10 protein-coding genes are annotated in these 17388 nt (G+C 57.1%); 2 read left to right on the top strand and 8 right to left on the bottom strand.

Features of this window, described 5'->3' with window-relative positions; genetic code table 11:
* Window positions 1–70 precede the first annotated feature (70 nt).
* Window positions 71–1456 carry an excinuclease ABC subunit UvrC gene (locus ABD890_RS22545; RefSeq protein WP_345094801.1) on the top strand — a complete coding sequence of 462 codons (1386 nt, stop codon included), beginning with the start codon at window positions 71–73 and terminating at the stop codon, window positions 1454–1456.
* Between the two features lie 125 nt (window positions 1457–1581).
* Window positions 1582–2604, top strand: a complete 1023-nt coding sequence (locus ABD890_RS22540; protein WP_345094799.1) for a helix-turn-helix transcriptional regulator — start codon at window positions 1582–1584, stop codon at window positions 2602–2604.
* On the opposite strand, the gene ABD890_RS22535 is transcribed toward ABD890_RS22540, so the two are convergent.
* From ABD890_RS22535 to ABD890_RS22500, 8 genes are all read right to left on the bottom strand, one after another.
* On the bottom strand, window positions 2589–2999 hold the full coding sequence (locus tag ABD890_RS22535; protein ID WP_345094798.1) for a gamma-glutamylcyclotransferase family protein: 411 nt from the start codon (window positions 2997–2999) through the stop codon (window positions 2589–2591). The two genes, ABD890_RS22540 and ABD890_RS22535, sit on opposite strands and share 16 nt — an antisense overlap.
* Window position 3000: 1 nt before the next feature.
* A complete protein-coding gene (locus tag ABD890_RS22530) occupies window positions 3001–6549 on the bottom strand; it encodes an AAA family ATPase (protein WP_345094797.1) in 3549 nt (1182 codons plus the stop codon).
* A complete protein-coding gene (locus ABD890_RS22525) occupies window positions 6546–7805 on the bottom strand; it encodes a metallophosphoesterase family protein (RefSeq protein WP_345094795.1) in 1260 nt (419 codons plus the stop codon). Before ABD890_RS22525 ends, ABD890_RS22530 begins: the two co-directional genes overlap by 4 nt.
* A complete protein-coding gene (locus tag ABD890_RS22520; protein ID WP_345094793.1) occupies window positions 7802–10969 on the bottom strand; it encodes a UvrD-helicase domain-containing protein in 3168 nt (1055 codons plus the stop codon). The genes ABD890_RS22525 and ABD890_RS22520 overlap by 4 nt, the downstream gene beginning before the upstream one ends.
* Window positions 10966–13770, bottom strand: coding sequence for a PD-(D/E)XK nuclease family protein (locus tag ABD890_RS22515; RefSeq protein ID WP_345094791.1), 2805 nt, complete (start codon window positions 13768–13770; stop codon window positions 10966–10968). The genes ABD890_RS22520 and ABD890_RS22515 overlap by 4 nt, the downstream gene beginning before the upstream one ends.
* A gap of 134 nt (window positions 13771–13904) precedes the next feature.
* Entirely contained in the window at window positions 13905–15074 is a 1170-nt protein-coding gene (locus tag ABD890_RS22510; RefSeq protein WP_345094789.1) for a glycosyltransferase family 4 protein, read from the bottom strand.
* A 141-nt stretch (window positions 15075–15215) separates the two neighbouring features.
* On the bottom strand, window positions 15216–16949 hold the full coding sequence (locus ABD890_RS22505; protein ID WP_345094787.1) for an Nramp family divalent metal transporter: 1734 nt from the start codon (window positions 16947–16949) through the stop codon (window positions 15216–15218).
* 148 nt (window positions 16950–17097) lie between these two features.
* Window positions 17098–17331, bottom strand: a complete 234-nt coding sequence (locus tag ABD890_RS22500; protein WP_345094785.1) for a hypothetical protein — start codon at window positions 17329–17331, stop codon at window positions 17098–17100.
* Window positions 17332–17388: the final 57 nt, after the last annotated feature.

The raw sequence follows: 17388 nt of genomic DNA, 5'->3' as shown, positions 1-17388 counted from the left end.
TACTGCCAAAACTGCGGGTTAGGGTTAAAATCCAATGATGGAATCTTGTACACCCTAGCCTCGTTGAGTCATGGCAGAAAATCTGAATCCGGAAGCCGAATCGACCCCGCCAGAATCATCGGACAGCCAAGGTCGGCCTGCCGAGCATGTCGCCTTTACGCTGACTGCGGACAAGGTCCGTAAATTTCCGACTACGTCAGGCGTCTACATCTTCAAAGATGATAAGGGACGTGTCATCTATGTTGGCAAAGCGAAGAACCTTCGATCGCGTGCCGGTTCCTATTTTCTGGCTGAAGCGGCCATCGATCAGCGGACCGGCTATTGGGTAAACGAGATCGCCGACGCTGACTTTCTGGAAACCGAGAGCGAAGTCGACGCCCTGCTGGCGGAATCGCGGCTGATCAAAGATGTCCAGCCGAAGTACAACAAAGAGCAAAAAGACGACAAGACATTTCCGTACTTGATGATCACCCAGCGCGAGGACTTCCCCCGCGTCGAGTTCACGCGCGAACCGCAGGATAAGAACGCCAAGCTTTACGGACCGTTCACCAGTGCCAGCGCCTTGCGTGGGGCCATTCAGGTTTTGCAGCGGATCTTCAAGTTCCGTACCTGTGATCTCGATATCGACGAGAACGACGAACGCTGGAAATGGTTCCGGCCCTGTTTGCTGGCGAGCATCGATCAATGCACGGCTCCGTGCAATCTGCGGATCAGCAAAGAGGAATATCGCAAAGACATTCGCCGGTTGCAGATGTTTCTGGAAGGGAACCGATCGCGTCTGACCAAGCAGCTTCAAGACGAAATGATGGAGGCTTCCAAGAACCTGGAGTTCGAAAAGGCCGCCAAGCTGCGTGATGAGATCAGCATGATCGAACGCCTCGACGAACGAGGTGAACTGGAAACCCACGCTCAGCCAGAAGTGTTCTACGTTGACCCCAAAAAAGGGCTCGCTGGTTTGCGAAAAGTGTTGGGGATGTCGATCACACCGCGGACGATCGAAGGTGTCGACATCGCACATTTGGGCGGTAGCGACACGGTCGCCAGCCTTGTGCAGTTTCTGGATGGGTTGCCATTCAAGCCAGGCTATCGCCGTTTCAAAATTCGTGGTGTGGATGGCGTCGACGACTTCCGTAGCATTCACGAGGTCGTAGCGCGACGGTTCAAACGTTTGAACGAGACCTCGGAAGTCTTCCCCGATATTCTGCTGATCGATGGTGGCAAAGGGCAGTTGAACGCAGCAATGGCGGCGTTCCGTGATCTGCGGATCGAGCCGCCGACGGTCATCTCGCTGGCCAAACGTGAAGAAGAAGTCTATCGACCTGGCGAGAGCGAACCGATTCGGTTGAGTCGTCACTCGTTCGCTCTGCGTTTGCTGCAATACGTGCGGGACGAGTCGCATCGCTTCGCCCAGCACTACCATCACCTGTTACGCGAAAAGCGGACGTTTGGGAAGTAAATCGCATCGGTTTCGCCCTGGCCAGTTGGATGGTCGCGAACCGGTTGTGGTCGATGGAAACGAAACCAGCGCTGGGGTAAACTCTTGGTTCGGCGACACCCCCTTTCGGCACGGAGGCATTCGGCATGGCTCGTAACGAGCAACTCATTCGGCAGCACAAGATCCTGCAGATTCTCGAACGTTATCGGTACGGATGCCTGCTGGAAGAAATCCGTGACGCGCTGGTTGACGAACTTGGTCTAACTTCGTTGCATACTCGGACCGTGCGTCGCGATATCGAATCGCTGCAATCTGCCGGTCTCGATATCGACGTCCATGACTCCGGTCGTGGTCGCGTCTGGAAGCTGGGCGCCAGTGGTCGCGGCATGCATAAGATCACCGCGACAGCGACCGAGTTGATTGCCCTTTCACTCGGACGTGATCTGCTGCTGCCTTTGTCAGGCACGCCGTTCTGGGTTGGTGTCGAGTCCTTCTGGACGAAGATTCAAGAACAACTCCCCGAGACGACCTGGGATCACTATCGCAAGTATCGTCAGGTACTTTATGTGACCGGTCTGGCCGCGAAGAACTATTCCGCCCAGGAAGGAGCGTTAAAGAACCTGAACCGGGCCATTCATCAGCATCGCGTCGTCGAAGTCGCCTATCAAAAGCCTGGTCAACCATCGCCAAGCCAGCGTCGGTTGGAACCTTACGGCATCGTCTTCCATCAGGGCAGTATCTATATCGTGGCCGCCGCCAACGAACTGCCGGAGGAAGATCCCGACCGCATTCGTCACTGGAAGCTCGACCGCTTCAAGAAGGCGGAAGTGACCGACGATTACTTCAAGGTGCCGAAAGATTTCGATTTGGAAGAGCACCTGGGAGGCTCGATCGGGATCTTCGCCGCCCATGAATCGATGGACTTTAAGATCAAAGTCTCAGCAGTCGCGGCCAATTGGGTGACCGAAGACCCATGGCACCCAGAGCAGAAGGTAGAACGCCAGGACGATGGCAGTGTTCTGCTGACCGTGAAAGCGGCTCACGAACTAGAGATCATTCCCCGCGTGTTGGCCCTGGGGCCAGAGGCAGAAGTTCTTTCGCCCAAGTCGACGCGGGAAGCGATCAAGGCTCGCGTGATGAAGATGGCCGAAGTCTATGAGAAACGCTGAGTGTCACCGCGCCAGTTGATCATTCCCTGGGCATCGGCTTCCACCTGTTCAAAGGTTGGCTGAATCGGTCGATTGTAGACGTACGTGGTCGCCGTAATTGGCTGGCCATCTAGCGTCTCGCACTCGACCACTTCGCGCGTGTAGAGGGTCGGATAGCCTTCGACTTCGTCCAGTACTTCCAGCAGTTTCGCCTCGTGCTTGGCATCGAACAGCCACAACTCGCCCACCACGCGTGTTTCACCTTCGAGCTTCAGGCCTGGGTAGTCGGCGACTTCCCATAACGATCCTGGCGTCGAACCTCGCAGCACCGCGACAGGGCGGCAAGGCCAACATTTCTCGCGGCATTCGCCCCGCTTCAAGGTGCCGTAGGCGAAGAAGGCAACGATGTCTGGCATGTTAAAACAAGCTCGGCGTAGAGGACTTGGTGGTCGACTTCTTGCGAGCAGGCTTCGCTTTCGGTGGCGGGACTTCGACCGGCTGGCCATCCATTCGCGTCACACGGATCGATTCTTCCAGCGACTGCACCTTGCTCACCAGTGGCTCGTGACAGGTCAGCATGATGATCTGGATTCGCGGATCGAAATTCATCAATACGCGTAACGTGGCCAACTGACGGCTGTCGTCGAAGTTGACTAGAATATCGTCCATCAGCACCGGCAATGGCTCGGCCTGTTCGCAGTAATGTCGAATGTAGGCGAGCCGAATGGCCAGGTAAAGTTGTTCCCGCGTCCCAGTGCTCAGTTCCGATGGTTTCCGCCGCAGATCGTTGGGACCGCTGAGGATCAGTCCCCCTTCCTGGTCCGGGTCGTGCTCGACCTGGGTGTAACGTCCTTCCGTCATTTGCTCGATCAGTTCGCTAATCAACGCGAGCAGTTGTCCGGAGCTTTCCTCGCGAAACGCGGCCATCGCTCGGTCGAGCATCTCTTTGGCAATCAATAGCGGACCCAGTCGATCGAGGCAGTCCGACAGTTCGGCCTGAAGTGCTTCGATCTTTCCTTGAGCCATCACGGCCCGGCTTGTCTGGTCGACTTCGGAAAGGCGAAGCTTGAGTTGTCCGAGCTGCTGATTGACCTCGGCTTGAATCTTGCCGGTCTCGGCATATTCGGTCTTCGCCCCGGAGAGATCGAGTTGCAAGGTATCGACATCGATCGCTTCCAGTTCCGCAGCAAAGCGTTCGGCGTCTTCCGATTCACGAACCAATGCCAACCTGTTTTCGAGCGAAGCAATTTCCGATTCAAGCAATTGTCGTTGCCGAACCGTTTGGGAAACGACTTCCAGTTGGTCGTCGGTTTCAACATTCGTTTGCGATCGCCACTGCGAAAGCCGGGCTTCGACGTCGGCCAGTTCCTTGCGGCTCTTTTCGAGTGTTTCGGCACGAAGCTGACGCTTGATTTCCAGTTCTTTCCGAAGGCTAAGCTGATTCTCGGCTTCAGAGAGCAACGTTCCTAGGCGTTGGGCAGCGTGTTCCGGTGCCATCTCGCCCAGAGGTTCGCCGGTCGCGGCAACCACGGATTGAACTTGTTCGGCGAACTGAGCCAGTCCCGCCTCCATGTCCGAGATTCGCTTTTGCATGCTCTCAGCCGCGGCCAGGGTGCCTTGGATCTTCTCGACCGTTTGAATCAGTTCGGCCGCCATCTCCAGGTCGACTTCGCCGAGCGAAGCAAACACGGTCAGCAGTTCTTTGGCCTCGGCTTCGATGCCTGCCAGCTCTTGCTGGCGCTTTTCGTTTCGCTCGAAGTTCTGACGTCGGGCATCTTGGTTGAGCTGTAATTTGCTGGTGAGTTGCTGGCGACGGTCCCGTTCTGACTGGGCCCGATTCAGGTACGAAGCAATCCAGGCCGCGACATCCGCTGCGGAACTTGTCGACTCGGGAAGTCCCGCGGTCCGGGCCAACGTCGTCGCCGCTTCGACACGCTGTTGATGTGGTGCGAGATCTTCTTCGAGCCGCGAGATTTCCGTTTGCGTTTCCTGCAGCGCACAGAATGTCGTTCGCCACGGAAGCATTTCCTGGGGCGACTTGGGAACGATGCCACACGCTTGCCATTCCGTTTCCCAGCTCTGTTGGAGTTCGTCCCGCCTCGCGATCAGCTCGGCAACATACGATTGACGCTGGGCCAGGCGTTCTTCCAGCAGGCGAATGTTCCCCTTCATCGCTTGTTGATCCGCCAGGATCTGAGCGTGATGGTGACGCTGGTCGGCTAGTTCGTCCGACTGCTGAACCTCACCCTCGAAACGATCGGCATCTTGGCTAGTCGTTGGCGTTTCAGGCTGAGTGGTGCCTTCGAGCACGGATCGCAGCGTTTGCCAGGTCGCGTCACGCTGATCTCGCGATGCCTTCAGTTCCTCTTCCGAAACCAGCCGGGCACTTTGCTCCAAGCGGCGAAGCTCGTCGTTCTTCGAGGTCAGCTCGTCGGTTGTTTCCCGGGCAGCTTGCTCGGCCGTACGAAGCTGTTCAGCAATCGCCTGAAAGTCGGCTTCATAGCGTCGAATCGTTTGCTCCAGCGGCATCGGTAAAGGGGCCGCGAAATCGAGTTCTTTGCCTGCGATCGTCTCGATGGTGACGCGGCGTTGTCCCATGTCGGACTGCAGCTTACGAAGCTGCCGTTGCATATCGCTGATGCGGTCGATCGACTGTCGCAGTGGATCGATGGCCGCTTGAAGATGTTCGATCATCTCGCTCGACTGCGACGGCAGATCGCCCAGAGCCGACTCGAGTTCGCGAATGTCTTGATCCAAACGATCGACTTCTCCGGCATGCGAACGGATTTCCGTCTGCAACCGTTGATAGGTCTTGGTCAACTGTTCGATCTTTTTACGCTGGGCCAGCGTGAGTTCCAACTGAGCGACTTCGTCCAGCTTTAACTTCGGGCCGATCTGTTTCAGGCGGGCCGTGGCACCATCGAGCTCGTGCTGGCGGTCTTGCTTTCGCAAAGGAATATCGCGGCGATAGCCCTGCATCTCTTTGATACCGAACATCAGCGAACGGATCGCCTCGTTCGATTCGATCAACGCTTCATTGAACGAGATCGCGGCGATCTCGGCATCGAGACGATCCAGGTCCTGAGTCAGGCTTTCGACTTCAGCTGAGAGCTTCGTGCCTGTCTTGCGGGTTTGCGACAGCTCTTCCAAGGCCTCGGCCGGAAAGGATTCCGGCGTTTCCATGCGTTCAAGCTGCTGCTGTTTCGACTGGCAATCGATCCACAGCGGATGTGCCTTCTTCAGACGCTCGAGATGCTGCTGCCGCCGGAAAACTTTAGCGAGGGCCGTATTGAGCCGGGTGAGTTCTTCTTCACAGCGTTGGGCTTCGCCAAGCCACTGTTCGTATTCAACCGGGCGGAGTGACGAATCTTTAAGCTCTGACTTCAACGCCTTGATGTCAGAAAGGATGCTGTTGATGCGCTGCTTCTGACCGCGACTTTTGAAGAGAGCTTCCGTTTCTTCGTCGATATTTTTCAGGAGCAATTTGTAATCGTGTAGTCGCCCGAGGCCGCCGCCAAATAGCGCTTCGTCGAGGTTCGCCTCTTTCAGGCTCTCTTCGCCGGTCGCTAGTTCTTTCAGCGAGAATCCGAAGACATGCTCGTAAAGTCGCTGGTCGGCGCCACTGATCAGTTGCTGCCAGCGTTCTTCGTCAATGGTGGCGTTGCCTTCTTCGAACTCGCCGGAGAGCGTGTTCTTGGTTCCTTGCCGCCGCACGATCTCCAGTAGTTGCGATTCACCCGAGATGAGCTTGGCTGTCGCCTTCATCTTCTTCTTCGACGAGTCCGGTGCGAACGGATTGCTTTTGGCGTGTTGGAAACCAAACAGCAGTTGGCGAACCGCTTGCAACAAGGTCGACTTGCCTGCTTCGTTGCGACCATAAATGATGTGCAGACCATCGGTCGAAAACGCAAACGACTGCTCGGTATGGATACCGAAGTTTTCGAGTTCTAGGTGTTCAATCTTCATGCGCTGGGTGCCCCCAATCGGCTTCGTAAAAGCTGCTGGGCCGCTTCAATCCACTGTGGCATTCGTTCGTCCAGGGTCCCCTCTTCGCTGATCGACACATGCTGGGCACTCACTTTATCAAGCACCGGTTTCACCAGTTCTTCCAGTTGCCGCAAGGCTTCGGCGTTGTCTTGGACCTGGTCGAACTGCATGGCGATGGCTCCCCACAGGTCGTGTGCGTCTTGGACGTTCCCGGCCAACAGCGGCGAGGACTCGAAGCGGATCTTCTCGAGCCAGATCTCGTCGTCGATCGACTCGGCCGAGCCATGTAGTTCCTGTAGGATTTCGCCCCGTTTGATCAGGTCCGAAAGCTCGTCATGGACCTTCGTTGCTCCCTGAAAGGTCAAACGAAATGCCGAGCTAAGTCCTTCATGGCCGCGATGCCCTTTTTCCAGAGCAGCCGATGCTTTGGCCAGCACGCCGTCGAGGTGCTTCTCGGCCGAAACGTCAACAATCAGTTCTTGCCAGCGAATCGAGTCGGTTGCGTGGAAGGTGACGTTCTTAAGCGTTTCGCCGTCGATCTCTCCGAGCAGGCAACCTTTGGCGCCAGGCTCGCGAATATGACGCCCTTGCGGGTTGCCACTGTAAGCAACGTACGGTTCGGTCGAGAGAGGATCATTATTTCGCAGGTGAATGTGGCCGAGTGCCCAATAATCGTAGCCCCGAGCACGTAGCGTTTCGATGGTCGTCGGAGCGTACGTGTCGTGATGTTCGCTACCGGTGAGGCTGGTGTGCAGCATGCCGAGGTTGAACATGCCAGGCACACGCTGCGGGTACCGGGCCGCCAGGTCGATGGTTACTTCGCGGTCTGCGAAGCCTTGCCCATGAATGGCCACGCCGAGATCGTCGAGCGTGATGGTGGCTGGCTCGTCGTGGGGAAGTTCAACCACGTTATCAGGCCAACGAATCTTACGTTGGATTTGGCTAACGGCATCGTGGTTACCACGAATGTAATAGACACCAATATTGGCATCGGCCAATCGGCGGAACTGCCCGGCTGCCCATTGGCCAGAGTGCATGTCTTTCCAGTCGCCATCAAACAGGTCGCCTGCGACGACGATGAACGCGACTTGCTGCTCGATCGCCAGGTCGATGATGCGTTCGAGCGCCGTGCGCGTGGCACGCTGCACACGCTTCATCATCGCTTCGTCGCGCATCGCCAGGCCGCGAAGCGGGCTATCGATATGCAGGTCTGCGGTGTGAATAAACTTGATCATGAACGATTCTCGTCCTGCCAGGCCACGATTTCTGGGCCGTGGACAAAGAGCAATGCTCCGCGAATGGAACTCAGCGGAAGCTTAAATATCTGCGATACCGCACTGCGGTAGGAATCGATTTGCGGACGGTAATGCCGCACCTTTTCCTTAAGGGCCGATGCATCCTCGAAGGCGTCGGTCTTAAAGTCGACGACATCGGCGGCGATTACTTTGCCCCTCTGTTTTATCAAGACAAGTCGGTCGATGGAGCCCCGCAAGATCGAGTCTTCGTAGGTGATCGCGAAAGGAAATTCGCGATGAACGCTCAGCGAATCGTCGGCGCTGGCATCCGGCCACCAGGCATCGGCGACGTATTGTTCACGACGCAGTAGGCTGACGGCTTTATCGGATTGCAAAATGCTGGTCAGGTGCCCGAACGCGTTTTCGTAAGGGAACTCGCCGAATAGCCCGTGGGCCGAAGCGATCATTTTATCGCGATCGGCGCGGAAATCTTCCAGCCACGCGATCGATTCGAGCCAATGATGCATGGCCGACCCATACCGCATGCCAGCAGTGACTGAATCGGCCTTGAGCAAGTCTTTCACACGTCGCAGGCGGCCTCCTTCCAGCGATGAAGGAGAAACGAACTCGCTGAGTGATTCGTGCGTTGCCGATTTCAGTCGGATCGGCTGGCGAATTTCGGCGATGGCATGTCTTGCTTCCTCTTCCGCCGCTTCTTTCTCAACCGATTCGTACCAGCGAGGATCGCCGTTGCTATAGAGCCGCTGCTGCTCGGCAGGGTAGGGGGCTTGCGGGGCGAGGCCATTGAGGACAATCCCAGAGAACGACTTCGAGTGCCCTTCGCCGCCTGACTTCGGCTGAGGGCGTGGCTTGACGATCATGTGCAGCGAATGGACGGCTCGAGTCAGCGCGACATACAGCACGCACAACGATTCGACGACGTTCTTCTGCTGCGTCTGCTCGAAGATCTGTTGCACATTGTCCGGCAGCATGGCCTGAAGCGATTCCGAGACGTAATGCGTTACGCCGTTGATCGGGCCAATCTGTTGGTCTCGCTGTAGGACGAAGCTATCTGATTGCGGCGGAATGTGATTCTCGAGTTCTGGCAGGAAGACGGCGTCGAACTCCAGTCCCTTCGACTGGTGAATGTTCATTACGCGAACGGCGGCACTCGACGAATCGCCGACGCGCTGCGATTCGATGAAGCGCACGAAGTCGCGGCACCGAAGAGTGGCCTTACCTTGATACGAAAATGCCAAGCGTTGGAATTGTTCCAGGCGGCGTTGTTCACGCGGAGTGCATTTTGGCTGAATCAACTTCGCCCAACGGCTCAGGGCGGCACCATAGCCTTCAACGAGCAGCTCGCGTCTCAGATTGTTCGCCAACGCTTCCCAGGCTTCATTGGAACTGTCGGCAGGTCGAAGCAGCGACGACAAGGGAGAGTGCTGGATATGGAACCGCGCGGACGTATTGCCCGGGTGATCGAGCCATTCCAGCAGCGAGAGCATCAACTGCACCGCTGCGGAATCGGTCAACGGGTTGCCACCTTCTTCACTGGCCATCACGTTCCGCTGCCGCAGCAGATAAATCATGGAAGCGATCGTCGCGTTTCGGCGAACGAGCACCCCAATCGAAACATGCGGTGCCTTGTGATGGAGGTCGGCGACCTGGTTGGCCGCAGCGATCAGAACCTGATCGTCACACGGCTTGCCTTCGGCATCGAAGGCCGCTGAGTCGACGGTGACAAAGCCTGAGAGTTCCGTTCGGGCCGTCTTGTGCGGATTGAAGAACTTCAGCCAATGCTCGATGCCGTTTCGCATCTTCCCGGCACCCTGAAACTTTTCAAGGTTGCCGAAGATCTGATTGACGGTCTCCATGATGATCGGGGCCGAGCGGTAACTGCGGTCCATGTCTTCGCAGTGGATACCCGGCAGTGTTTCCTGAACCGCATCGAAGATCTCGGCCACGCCACCACGCCAGGCGTAGATCGCCTGCTTCATGTCGCCGACGCACAAGATCGAGCGATCCTTGGGCTGTTCGGCGATTTTCCGGGCTACGGGACGAATCACATCCCATTGAACCGGGGCGGTATCCTGAAATTCATCCAGCAGCAGATGTTCAATCTTGCGATCGAGGCGGAACTGATTTTGAATTTCAGCATTCGTTTTCAAGGCATCGCTCAAACGACGTGTAACGTCGTCGAAACGGTAGCCACGCTGGAGAAACTTGAGTCGTTCGTAGTGCTCGTGAAAGCGATCGAGCAGTTGGTATGCCCCTCGGTTCTGATCAACAGTCCGGCCGATCAGTGTGCTGTGCACATAACGCACCAGCGTTTGATAGACCTTCATGACGTCGTCAGGGATTGGCTTGCGGCTGTAGGTGTCTTCCCCGGCCACGATCTTCGGCGGAAGACCGGTGTCGAGAAACTTGGCCCACTGCGAACCGCGAAAACGATCGACGTCGGCGGTCATGGCCTTCTTCAAGGCTTTGGAATCAGGCGGATAGCTGTCGAGGAAATGAATCGCATCTTCGACTTCCCGTTCCGACGGCGCGGCAGCGACGGTCAGTACCTGCCACGACTGCTCGTCTGAGTCGAGGTAGATGCCATACAGGTCATTCACCAATGTCATCACCAGACGCGATACGCTACGCTCGGAACTTCCTTTGCTCAGCAAGTGCAGAAGCTGAATGACTTCGTTTGTCTCGGGATGGGCCAGGACACGATTGACGGCGTCCATGCGGATTCGCTGGTCGTCGACGTCGTCTAGAATCGTCCAATCTGGCGGCAAGCCAAGCTCGAAGCTGAAGCACTGAGCGAGTCGGATGAAGTGACTATCGAGCGTTTTGACCTGCAGCCGATGCATCTGCTGCGGAATCTGGTGCAGCGCTCGCAAGCAATCCTCTTGCGTGACCGGCGTCCCTTCTAGCGAATCATTTAGTTCCTTAAGACGTTTTGGGTCCGCAGCGGCGGCGGCCAGACGCATCATGATGCGGTCGAGGATTTCACCGGCTGCTTTTCGCGTGAAGGTGGTCGCCAGGATTTCGTCAGGGCGACCGCTGTGGGCGACCAGGCCTAAATAACGACTCGACAGCCGATAGGTCTTTCCGCTACCTGCCGAGGCCCGAATGAGAGTGTTGGGGAAAGGGCTTGAAGTTGGGCTCATGTGGCAGGCTCCCATTTGCCCAGGACCGAGTCCTGGCAGATTCGCGAGAATTCGTCTTCGTAAGGCACGTTGGCGGAAGGAAAGAACTTGCCTTCGCGAATGTCACGAATGGCCTGAACGATGGTGGCGTCGGCCTGGTCGAGATCTTCGTCGGTCCAACCAGCCGCACGAAAACGAACCTCTTCGCCAAGCTTGGCCAACGTGATGTAGCCCAGCGAAACCTCGCCACGCACGCCAACGCTTTGGACCAGGTGGCGATAGAACGGCAACTGCACGCCGATCCACTTTTTGTCGCCGCGAGGCCCTTTCTGGTGATCCTTCTCCGGATCGCTCACACTGTCGCCCGTCTTGTAATCCCAAACGGCCCATTCACCTGTTTGCGGATTGTGGTCGATGCGGTCGATACGTCCTTCCAAAATGACTGGCGTGCCGTCGACATCCAGCGTGCGCGTTGGATCGGCGACATCAATTTCGCACTTATGGATCACCCATCCTTCTTGGCGATGGCGGGACTGGGCGGTGGCGAAGGCACGCATGCGAAGCCGTAACTGTTCGATCTGCAGCTTGATGGTGGCCAGCGGACTACTGCCGTAGCTACCGCCTGCGATCTCGCTCAGCTTCGATGAAAGGAAATCGAAGATCACCTTCTCGTCGGACGAGTTCTTGATGTCGCTGGTGCCGAAGGCTTGAAGCGTATCGTGGGCCAGATTCCCGAAGGCGCCACCATGCAGCTCCGTCGCAATGTCGTCGTCGCCTCGAAGCTGCATCACATACCGCAGAAAGAATCGATAAGGGCACTTCAGGTACAAGTTGATTGCCGTGGCGGAGAACTTTTCCCAGCTGGGATAACGTTCAATCTTCAACGACTCAGGCACCGGGATCTCGATTTGCTGTCGATGATCGCGTGTGTCTTCCCCGATCGACTTGGCGGCATTGATTGGATCTTCGGGCGTGCCGAAAAACTTCTGCACGCGTTGCGGGAGGTCTTCGGTTGAACCGGTGAAAAGCAACCGACTTGGCGCCAGTGGATCGCCGTCTGCACTTCGTTTCGGAACGATCCAGGTGGCCTTCTCCCGCGTGTGCTGGATCACTTGAACCTGGTACGCGTCTCGAGCATACCGCAGCGAGTCGTCTTCCAGGCCCAGCAGTTTGCGGAGTGTGTTTGGTAGAAACAGGTCGGCCGAGTTGGCACTGGGGATCAAGCCGTCGTTGAAGCTGGTGACGACACAAACCGGAGCGTCCATCAACGGCAACTCCAGCCAACCCAACGCTTCGATCGCATCAGGTTCGTGCTCTGCGGGAACCATCGCACTGCTCAATTGGTTCCGCAAGATTCGCATCATTTCGGAAGCGGTGCAGGGCTGAAGCAGCGAGGCTGGAATCTCGTTCCACTGGGCCATCGCGTCGTTGATCGCTTGCAGCGGCCGGGCCAGGGTATAGTTCGCCGAGGTATCGAGGTCGACCCACTGTTCGCCATACACAATCAACAGCAAGTCGCGCACCTGGTTCGACCACTCTGGGAGTGGATGCGTTTCTCGGGCAAAGGGTGCTGTTAGTTCGGTCAGTCGTTGGATGGCATCGAGCAGCTTCTCGTCGCTGATGGAACTGTCGACTTCGTTCGGCATTCGGCGATTGAACCATGCATCGAGCGACGCGATCCCCAACTGATCAAGGTGCAAGGTCGCGAACAAGTCGGGATGACGCATGGCAGAAGCCAAGGCGTGGTATTGCCGCGACTGGGCGAGCTCCACGACCGATTCCAACAGGCGGAAGGGAAGGGTGCTGACCACCGGCGTTCCGGGACCATAACGGCAGTTGAGCCCGTGCTGTTGAAAGATCCGGCGGATTTCGCCCAGCAGCGAGTCGTCCGGCAATCCAATGATGATTTGCTTGGCGGTGTAATCGCGAGCGACCGAGGCAATCGCCCCGGCCGTGTGATCGGCTTGCTGCGTCGGGCCGTCGACGATCGCCACGTCGTGCCAGTCGATGTCGATCTGTTCTTCCGCCCAGGCATCGGCCAACAAACAGCCATGCGAATCGAAATGCGTCTGCCAATCAGCTGGCGCACCGACAAGGGAAGTGACCTGACCTTGTTTTTCCGAAACCTGGTCGAGCATCTGCCGCGTGACGCGATTCAAGTCGACCGTACCGAGCAGAACGATGTGCGCATCGCAGTGGCACTCGCCATGCTTCACGGCATAAAGTCGAGCCGACTGCTTGTCCCACATCTCGAGAGTATCGAGCTTGTGGAGATAGGCTTCCTGCAGCTTGGCCAGAACATCCCAGCGAGGTTGCTCGGTGAAATCGTCTAGCGAGTGAGCCGTCTGGGCGACTTCCGAAAAGTCGAGTGATTCAGAAACAAGTTCGCGATAGACGCGGCGAATCGTATCGCCATAGTCACGCCAGGAGCCAAAATCGGACGGCTCCGGCGGGAAGGGAATCAGCGGCTTGAGGACTTCCGCCGAGAAACTTCGCAGCGTATCACCCCAAGCAAACTGCTGTGTCAGCTCCGACGCGAAGGGTAGCTTGGCGTCGTAAAGGTGTTCCGGCAGATAGCCAACGGTGATGACTTCTGGCGGAATTAACGAGCGGCCGGTGCCTTCGACTCGTTGAACCAGAATTTCCAGCAGCCTACGACCCGCCAGACCACCCGGTACGACGACCAGGCATTGCGAAAGGTCGACCAGGGGGAGGTCTTCTGTCGACTCCGCTCCACGCGCGATCAGCCACTCGGCTGCCGAATGGAGAATGGGTCGGTCCCAAGATAAAAACTCGCGTGAAATCGCCATCAGGCCGTCCATGGGAAGGTCGTGTTCATGCCATTGGTAGGATACAACTCCTCGCGCTGGAAGAGAAGTCACCCCACCGATTGGCAACGCCTTCTTACTTTCGGACAGCCCGGTGACACGTTTGGTCCACGGACGCGAATTGAGAGCTATTTCTGCAGGATCTTGTCGTAAACGCTTGCGACACCGCGGGCCATTGCGACGTCTGAGAACAAATCAGCATGGCGTTTCAAGGCGGTCTTGCGGATTTCACGCCAGTCTTCGCGACCGGTCAGAACCGCTTCGATTCGTTGAGCGAGGTGCTCTGGATCGTTTGGCTTGGCAATAATGCCACTTTCGCCATCAACGATCGCCTCGGTCACTCCTTCGACGTCGGTCGCCACCACCGGCGTACCGGCCGCCATCGATTCGAGGACCACCATTGGCAGGCCTTCACCAAACAGGCTTGGCAAAACGAACAGATCCATCTGGGTGAACTGAGCATTCACGTCGCGGGCAAATCCAACCCAGTCGATGGCATCGCCCAGGTTCAGCTTTTCGACTAGGGCGTGAATGCCTGCTTCATACTCGGGGGTCTCGAATGGGCCGACCGCACGCAGGCGGATCATATGTCCCCGGTCACGAAGCTGGGCCATCGCCTCCAGCAGAACTTCCAGACCTTTGCGAGGCCGGAAGAGGGCCACGGTCCCCAGGGTCCACGTTCCGCTCGGCAGTTCGCGATCGACGACATGGTCGACCTGAGGAACACCGTTATGAACGACCGTGATGCGGTCTTCTTTGACGCCGAGGGTTCGCATGTGTCCGGCGAGGCTGTTGGAAACACAGACCAACTGAACGGCTCGCGCGATCGACATCTGTTCGATACGTTGGTTCATCCAGTTGTGCCAGGGACGCGTGGAGTCTCGCGAGGTCGGACTATGTACATGATACACAAACGGCACACCGGTCAGGTGCGAGGCACCCATGCCGATCAATGCGGTCCGAGGGGTATGGGCATGAATGACTGCGAAGTTCTCTTGCTTCACGAGGTCTGCCAACCGTTTGGCTTGCCACAGATCGAACTTGTGTTTCATTGGCAAGTCGTGGATCGGGCTGGTGCTGGCCGAGCGAGCTTCGGCGAACTTGCCAGGCTTCACGCAGACGAAGCTGGCGTCGTAGCCGAATTTCGGGAGGCACTTTCCGAGAAGGTCTTGAACCCGTTCCGCTCCAGAATAATGTTCGCCATTGATCACATGCACCACCTTGGCCAGCGTTGGCGGAGCCTGGTCGGTGGAAGCGGTCGATGGCTGGGATGAGGAGCTGACGGCCGTATCGGACATGAGAGGGGCCTCGAAGGATTGAGCAAAATGGTTTCTCAAACCTACGTGACAGGCCGCTGCCCAGCGGCAATCAATTGCTGGGCAATAGCGATTCGTCGGAGCTGTTTTTCAGGTCGTAGCGATTATGCCGGGCACATTGGCTTACCCCAACTTCGCAATCACCTTCGAGACTTCCGAGTAGAACAGGTAACCACCGGCGATCGTCATTCCCAGCGACGAGCCCCAAAGGCCGATGTCCCACAAAAGGCCTGGCCGCAGACGCATGTCGATGCGGCGATAGCGGTAGAACAGCGCCGCGACCGAAAGCATCGGCAGCATGATCGCCTGCATCACACCGCTGAGCAGCACGAGCTGCGCGGGGTGAGGAATCAGCACATAAACGGTCAGGCAGAACAATGGAAATGCGATGTTGAACACCGAGACTGTATTGTGCAGCGCACGATTCGTCGGAGGGATGATGCCAAACAATCGGATGCCATCGGCATCGACGCGGGCATGCCCTGCGTTGGCAACGAAGAAGGTCGAGTACAACACGGCGAAGGCACCAAACAGAAAGAGCGTTGGAGCGATCGATCCGAAGACTGGTTCGTACATCACGCTTAACGTGCGGATCAGTTCCGACTTCTCAGGATTGAGGCCAGATCGGCCCAGGATTGCGGCGCCCAGCAAGTAGAAGGCAATCGTGGCGAATGTATAGACCAGCATCGATCCCCAGGCATCCCACTGCATCACTTTCAACCAGCCGGTGGCGCGACGTGCCCAGCCTTCGCTTTCGTCTCGCTTGCCGGTGAAGCGAGCGTAACCCTTCTCGACACACCAATAGGGATACGCAATCAACTCGGCCGCACCGACGCCAATAATGCCGAAGGTCGCCAAGGCGGTGACTACCGGATTGGTCCCGGCCAGTGTATTGCCAGGCAGCGAGAAGCTGAGCCCTTTTAGGACTTCACTTCCCGAAATCGCCCAGTCAGGCGAGAACTGTAACGCGACCAGGTTGCCGATTGTTACCAACGTGAAGCCGGCGACCAGGATCGTCGAGAAGTTCTGGATGAAATGGTAACGCCCCATGTAGAGTAAACCGGCAGTCAGCACGGCGATGATGCCCGCCCATATTTTGTCGTCGTTGCTGGAGAACTGACTTTGGATCGATTGCATGGAAGCTTGCATCTCGACTATCTTCGCCTTCGATTCCGTCGCGGCCACTTCGTCGGTTGTGGGGATTTGCTGAAGGGCTTGTACCTGGCGACGCAGTTTCAAATACTCGAGAGCTTCTGGGCTTTGGTTCGCTTCTAGTTCTTTGAGATGGTTCTGGGCCTGGACGACCGCTTCGGCATCGCCACGATTCTCAGCTAGTCGAGCGAGAGTCTCTTGGAATTGAAAGTCGGCCTGGGCTTTGGCGAATTCGTTGCTGATTCGCCCTGTCTCAGTAATAGGAATGCTGATCTGCAGGGCCTGGCCGACGGCGCCGACGATTCCCCCGAGCTGAGCGAGGCTGGCGATCGTCATCACCAGCCAATAGATCATCAGCCAGTTGACCCGGTAAGGTTGTCCCCACGCACGAAACTTGACGGCCGGGCCAGGGATCTCGTTCAAACCATCCAAGGCGGTCTTGCCTGAGGTGATGGTATAACGGCCAAATTCGACCTGAACGAACACCTTGATGATGCAACCCAGGATGATGAGCCACAGCAAACTGAAGCCAGCCTCGGCACCGGTTTTCGTGGTGGCGATCAGTTCGCCGGAGCCAACGATCGAGCCTGCCACGATCAGGCCAGGGCCTAACCACGAGAGTGTTTGCCAGAAACGGGTTGGTGGTTCGACGGTGATGTCGATATCGTCCGGCGCATCACCGGACGGAGGCGTCGCTTCGCTCATGAAGGGGCATACAGAGGTGTGGGGACTGGGTGTCCCAGGGGATGATGGAGGAGGTCGGGGTACAAACTACCCCATTTTGACAGGCTTGAAAAGAAGATGCCTGCCACTGGGAGGTGGGGAGAGCGAGAGGTTCAGAACCAGAGCCAGCCTAGTTGGTGGTCTCGTAGTACATCACTTCTTCTTCGATGGCAGCTTCCGTGGGACCGACTTCGGTTACGACCGACTGCGAGCTGTACGGAGCGAAGGCCGAGCCGGCACGCTGGCCGCTCAGTTGCGCTTCGTCGAAGGCTGCATATTCGTAGTCGAATGGATGGCTGCACATGGTGCATCCCACATTGGCCAGAAGCATCAGCGTAGCGACAACAGAAAGCAGCTTTTTCATGGTTATGGTGGCCTTACAAAGGGGGCCCAATCGATTCAGTGAGTCGTTTCAGAATTC

Origin of the sequence: Bremerella cremea, assembly GCF_039541315.1 — a bacterium.
Classification (GTDB): Bacteria; Planctomycetota; Planctomycetia; order Pirellulales; family Pirellulaceae; genus Bremerella; species Bremerella cremea.
The sequence above is the reverse complement of the archived record's forward strand: the minus strand, read 5'-3'. Positions and strand labels throughout refer to the sequence as shown.

What these genes read in the sequence shown, in the direction of transcription:
- ABD890_RS22525 (WP_345094795.1), bottom strand. Translation starts at nt 7,805, where the DNA reads ATGATCAAGTTTATTCACACCGCAGACCTGCATATCGATAGCCCGCTT.
- ABD890_RS22540 (WP_345094799.1), top strand. Translation starts at nt 1,582, where the DNA reads ATGGCTCGTAACGAGCAACTCATTCGGCAGCACAAGATCCTGCAGATT.
- ABD890_RS22530 (WP_345094797.1), bottom strand. Translation starts at nt 6,549, where the DNA reads ATGAAGATTGAACACCTAGAACTCGAAAACTTCGGTATCCATACCGAG.
- ABD890_RS22535 (WP_345094798.1), bottom strand. Translation starts at nt 2,999, where the DNA reads ATGCCAGACATCGTTGCCTTCTTCGCCTACGGCACCTTGAAGCGGGGC.
- ABD890_RS22545 (WP_345094801.1), top strand. Translation starts at nt 71, where the DNA reads ATGGCAGAAAATCTGAATCCGGAAGCCGAATCGACCCCGCCAGAATCA.
- ABD890_RS22520 (WP_345094793.1), bottom strand. Translation starts at nt 10,969, where the DNA reads ATGAGCCCAACTTCAAGCCCTTTCCCCAACACTCTCATTCGGGCCTCG.
- ABD890_RS22505 (WP_345094787.1), bottom strand. Translation starts at nt 16,949, where the DNA reads ATGAGCGAAGCGACGCCTCCGTCCGGTGATGCGCCGGACGATATCGAC.
- ABD890_RS22515 (WP_345094791.1), bottom strand. Translation starts at nt 13,770, where the DNA reads ATGGACGGCCTGATGGCGATTTCACGCGAGTTTTTATCTTGGGACCGA.
- ABD890_RS22510 (WP_345094789.1), bottom strand. Translation starts at nt 15,074, where the DNA reads ATGTCCGATACGGCCGTCAGCTCCTCATCCCAGCCATCGACCGCTTCC.
- ABD890_RS22500 (WP_345094785.1), bottom strand. Translation starts at nt 17,331, where the DNA reads ATGAAAAAGCTGCTTTCTGTTGTCGCTACGCTGATGCTTCTGGCCAAT.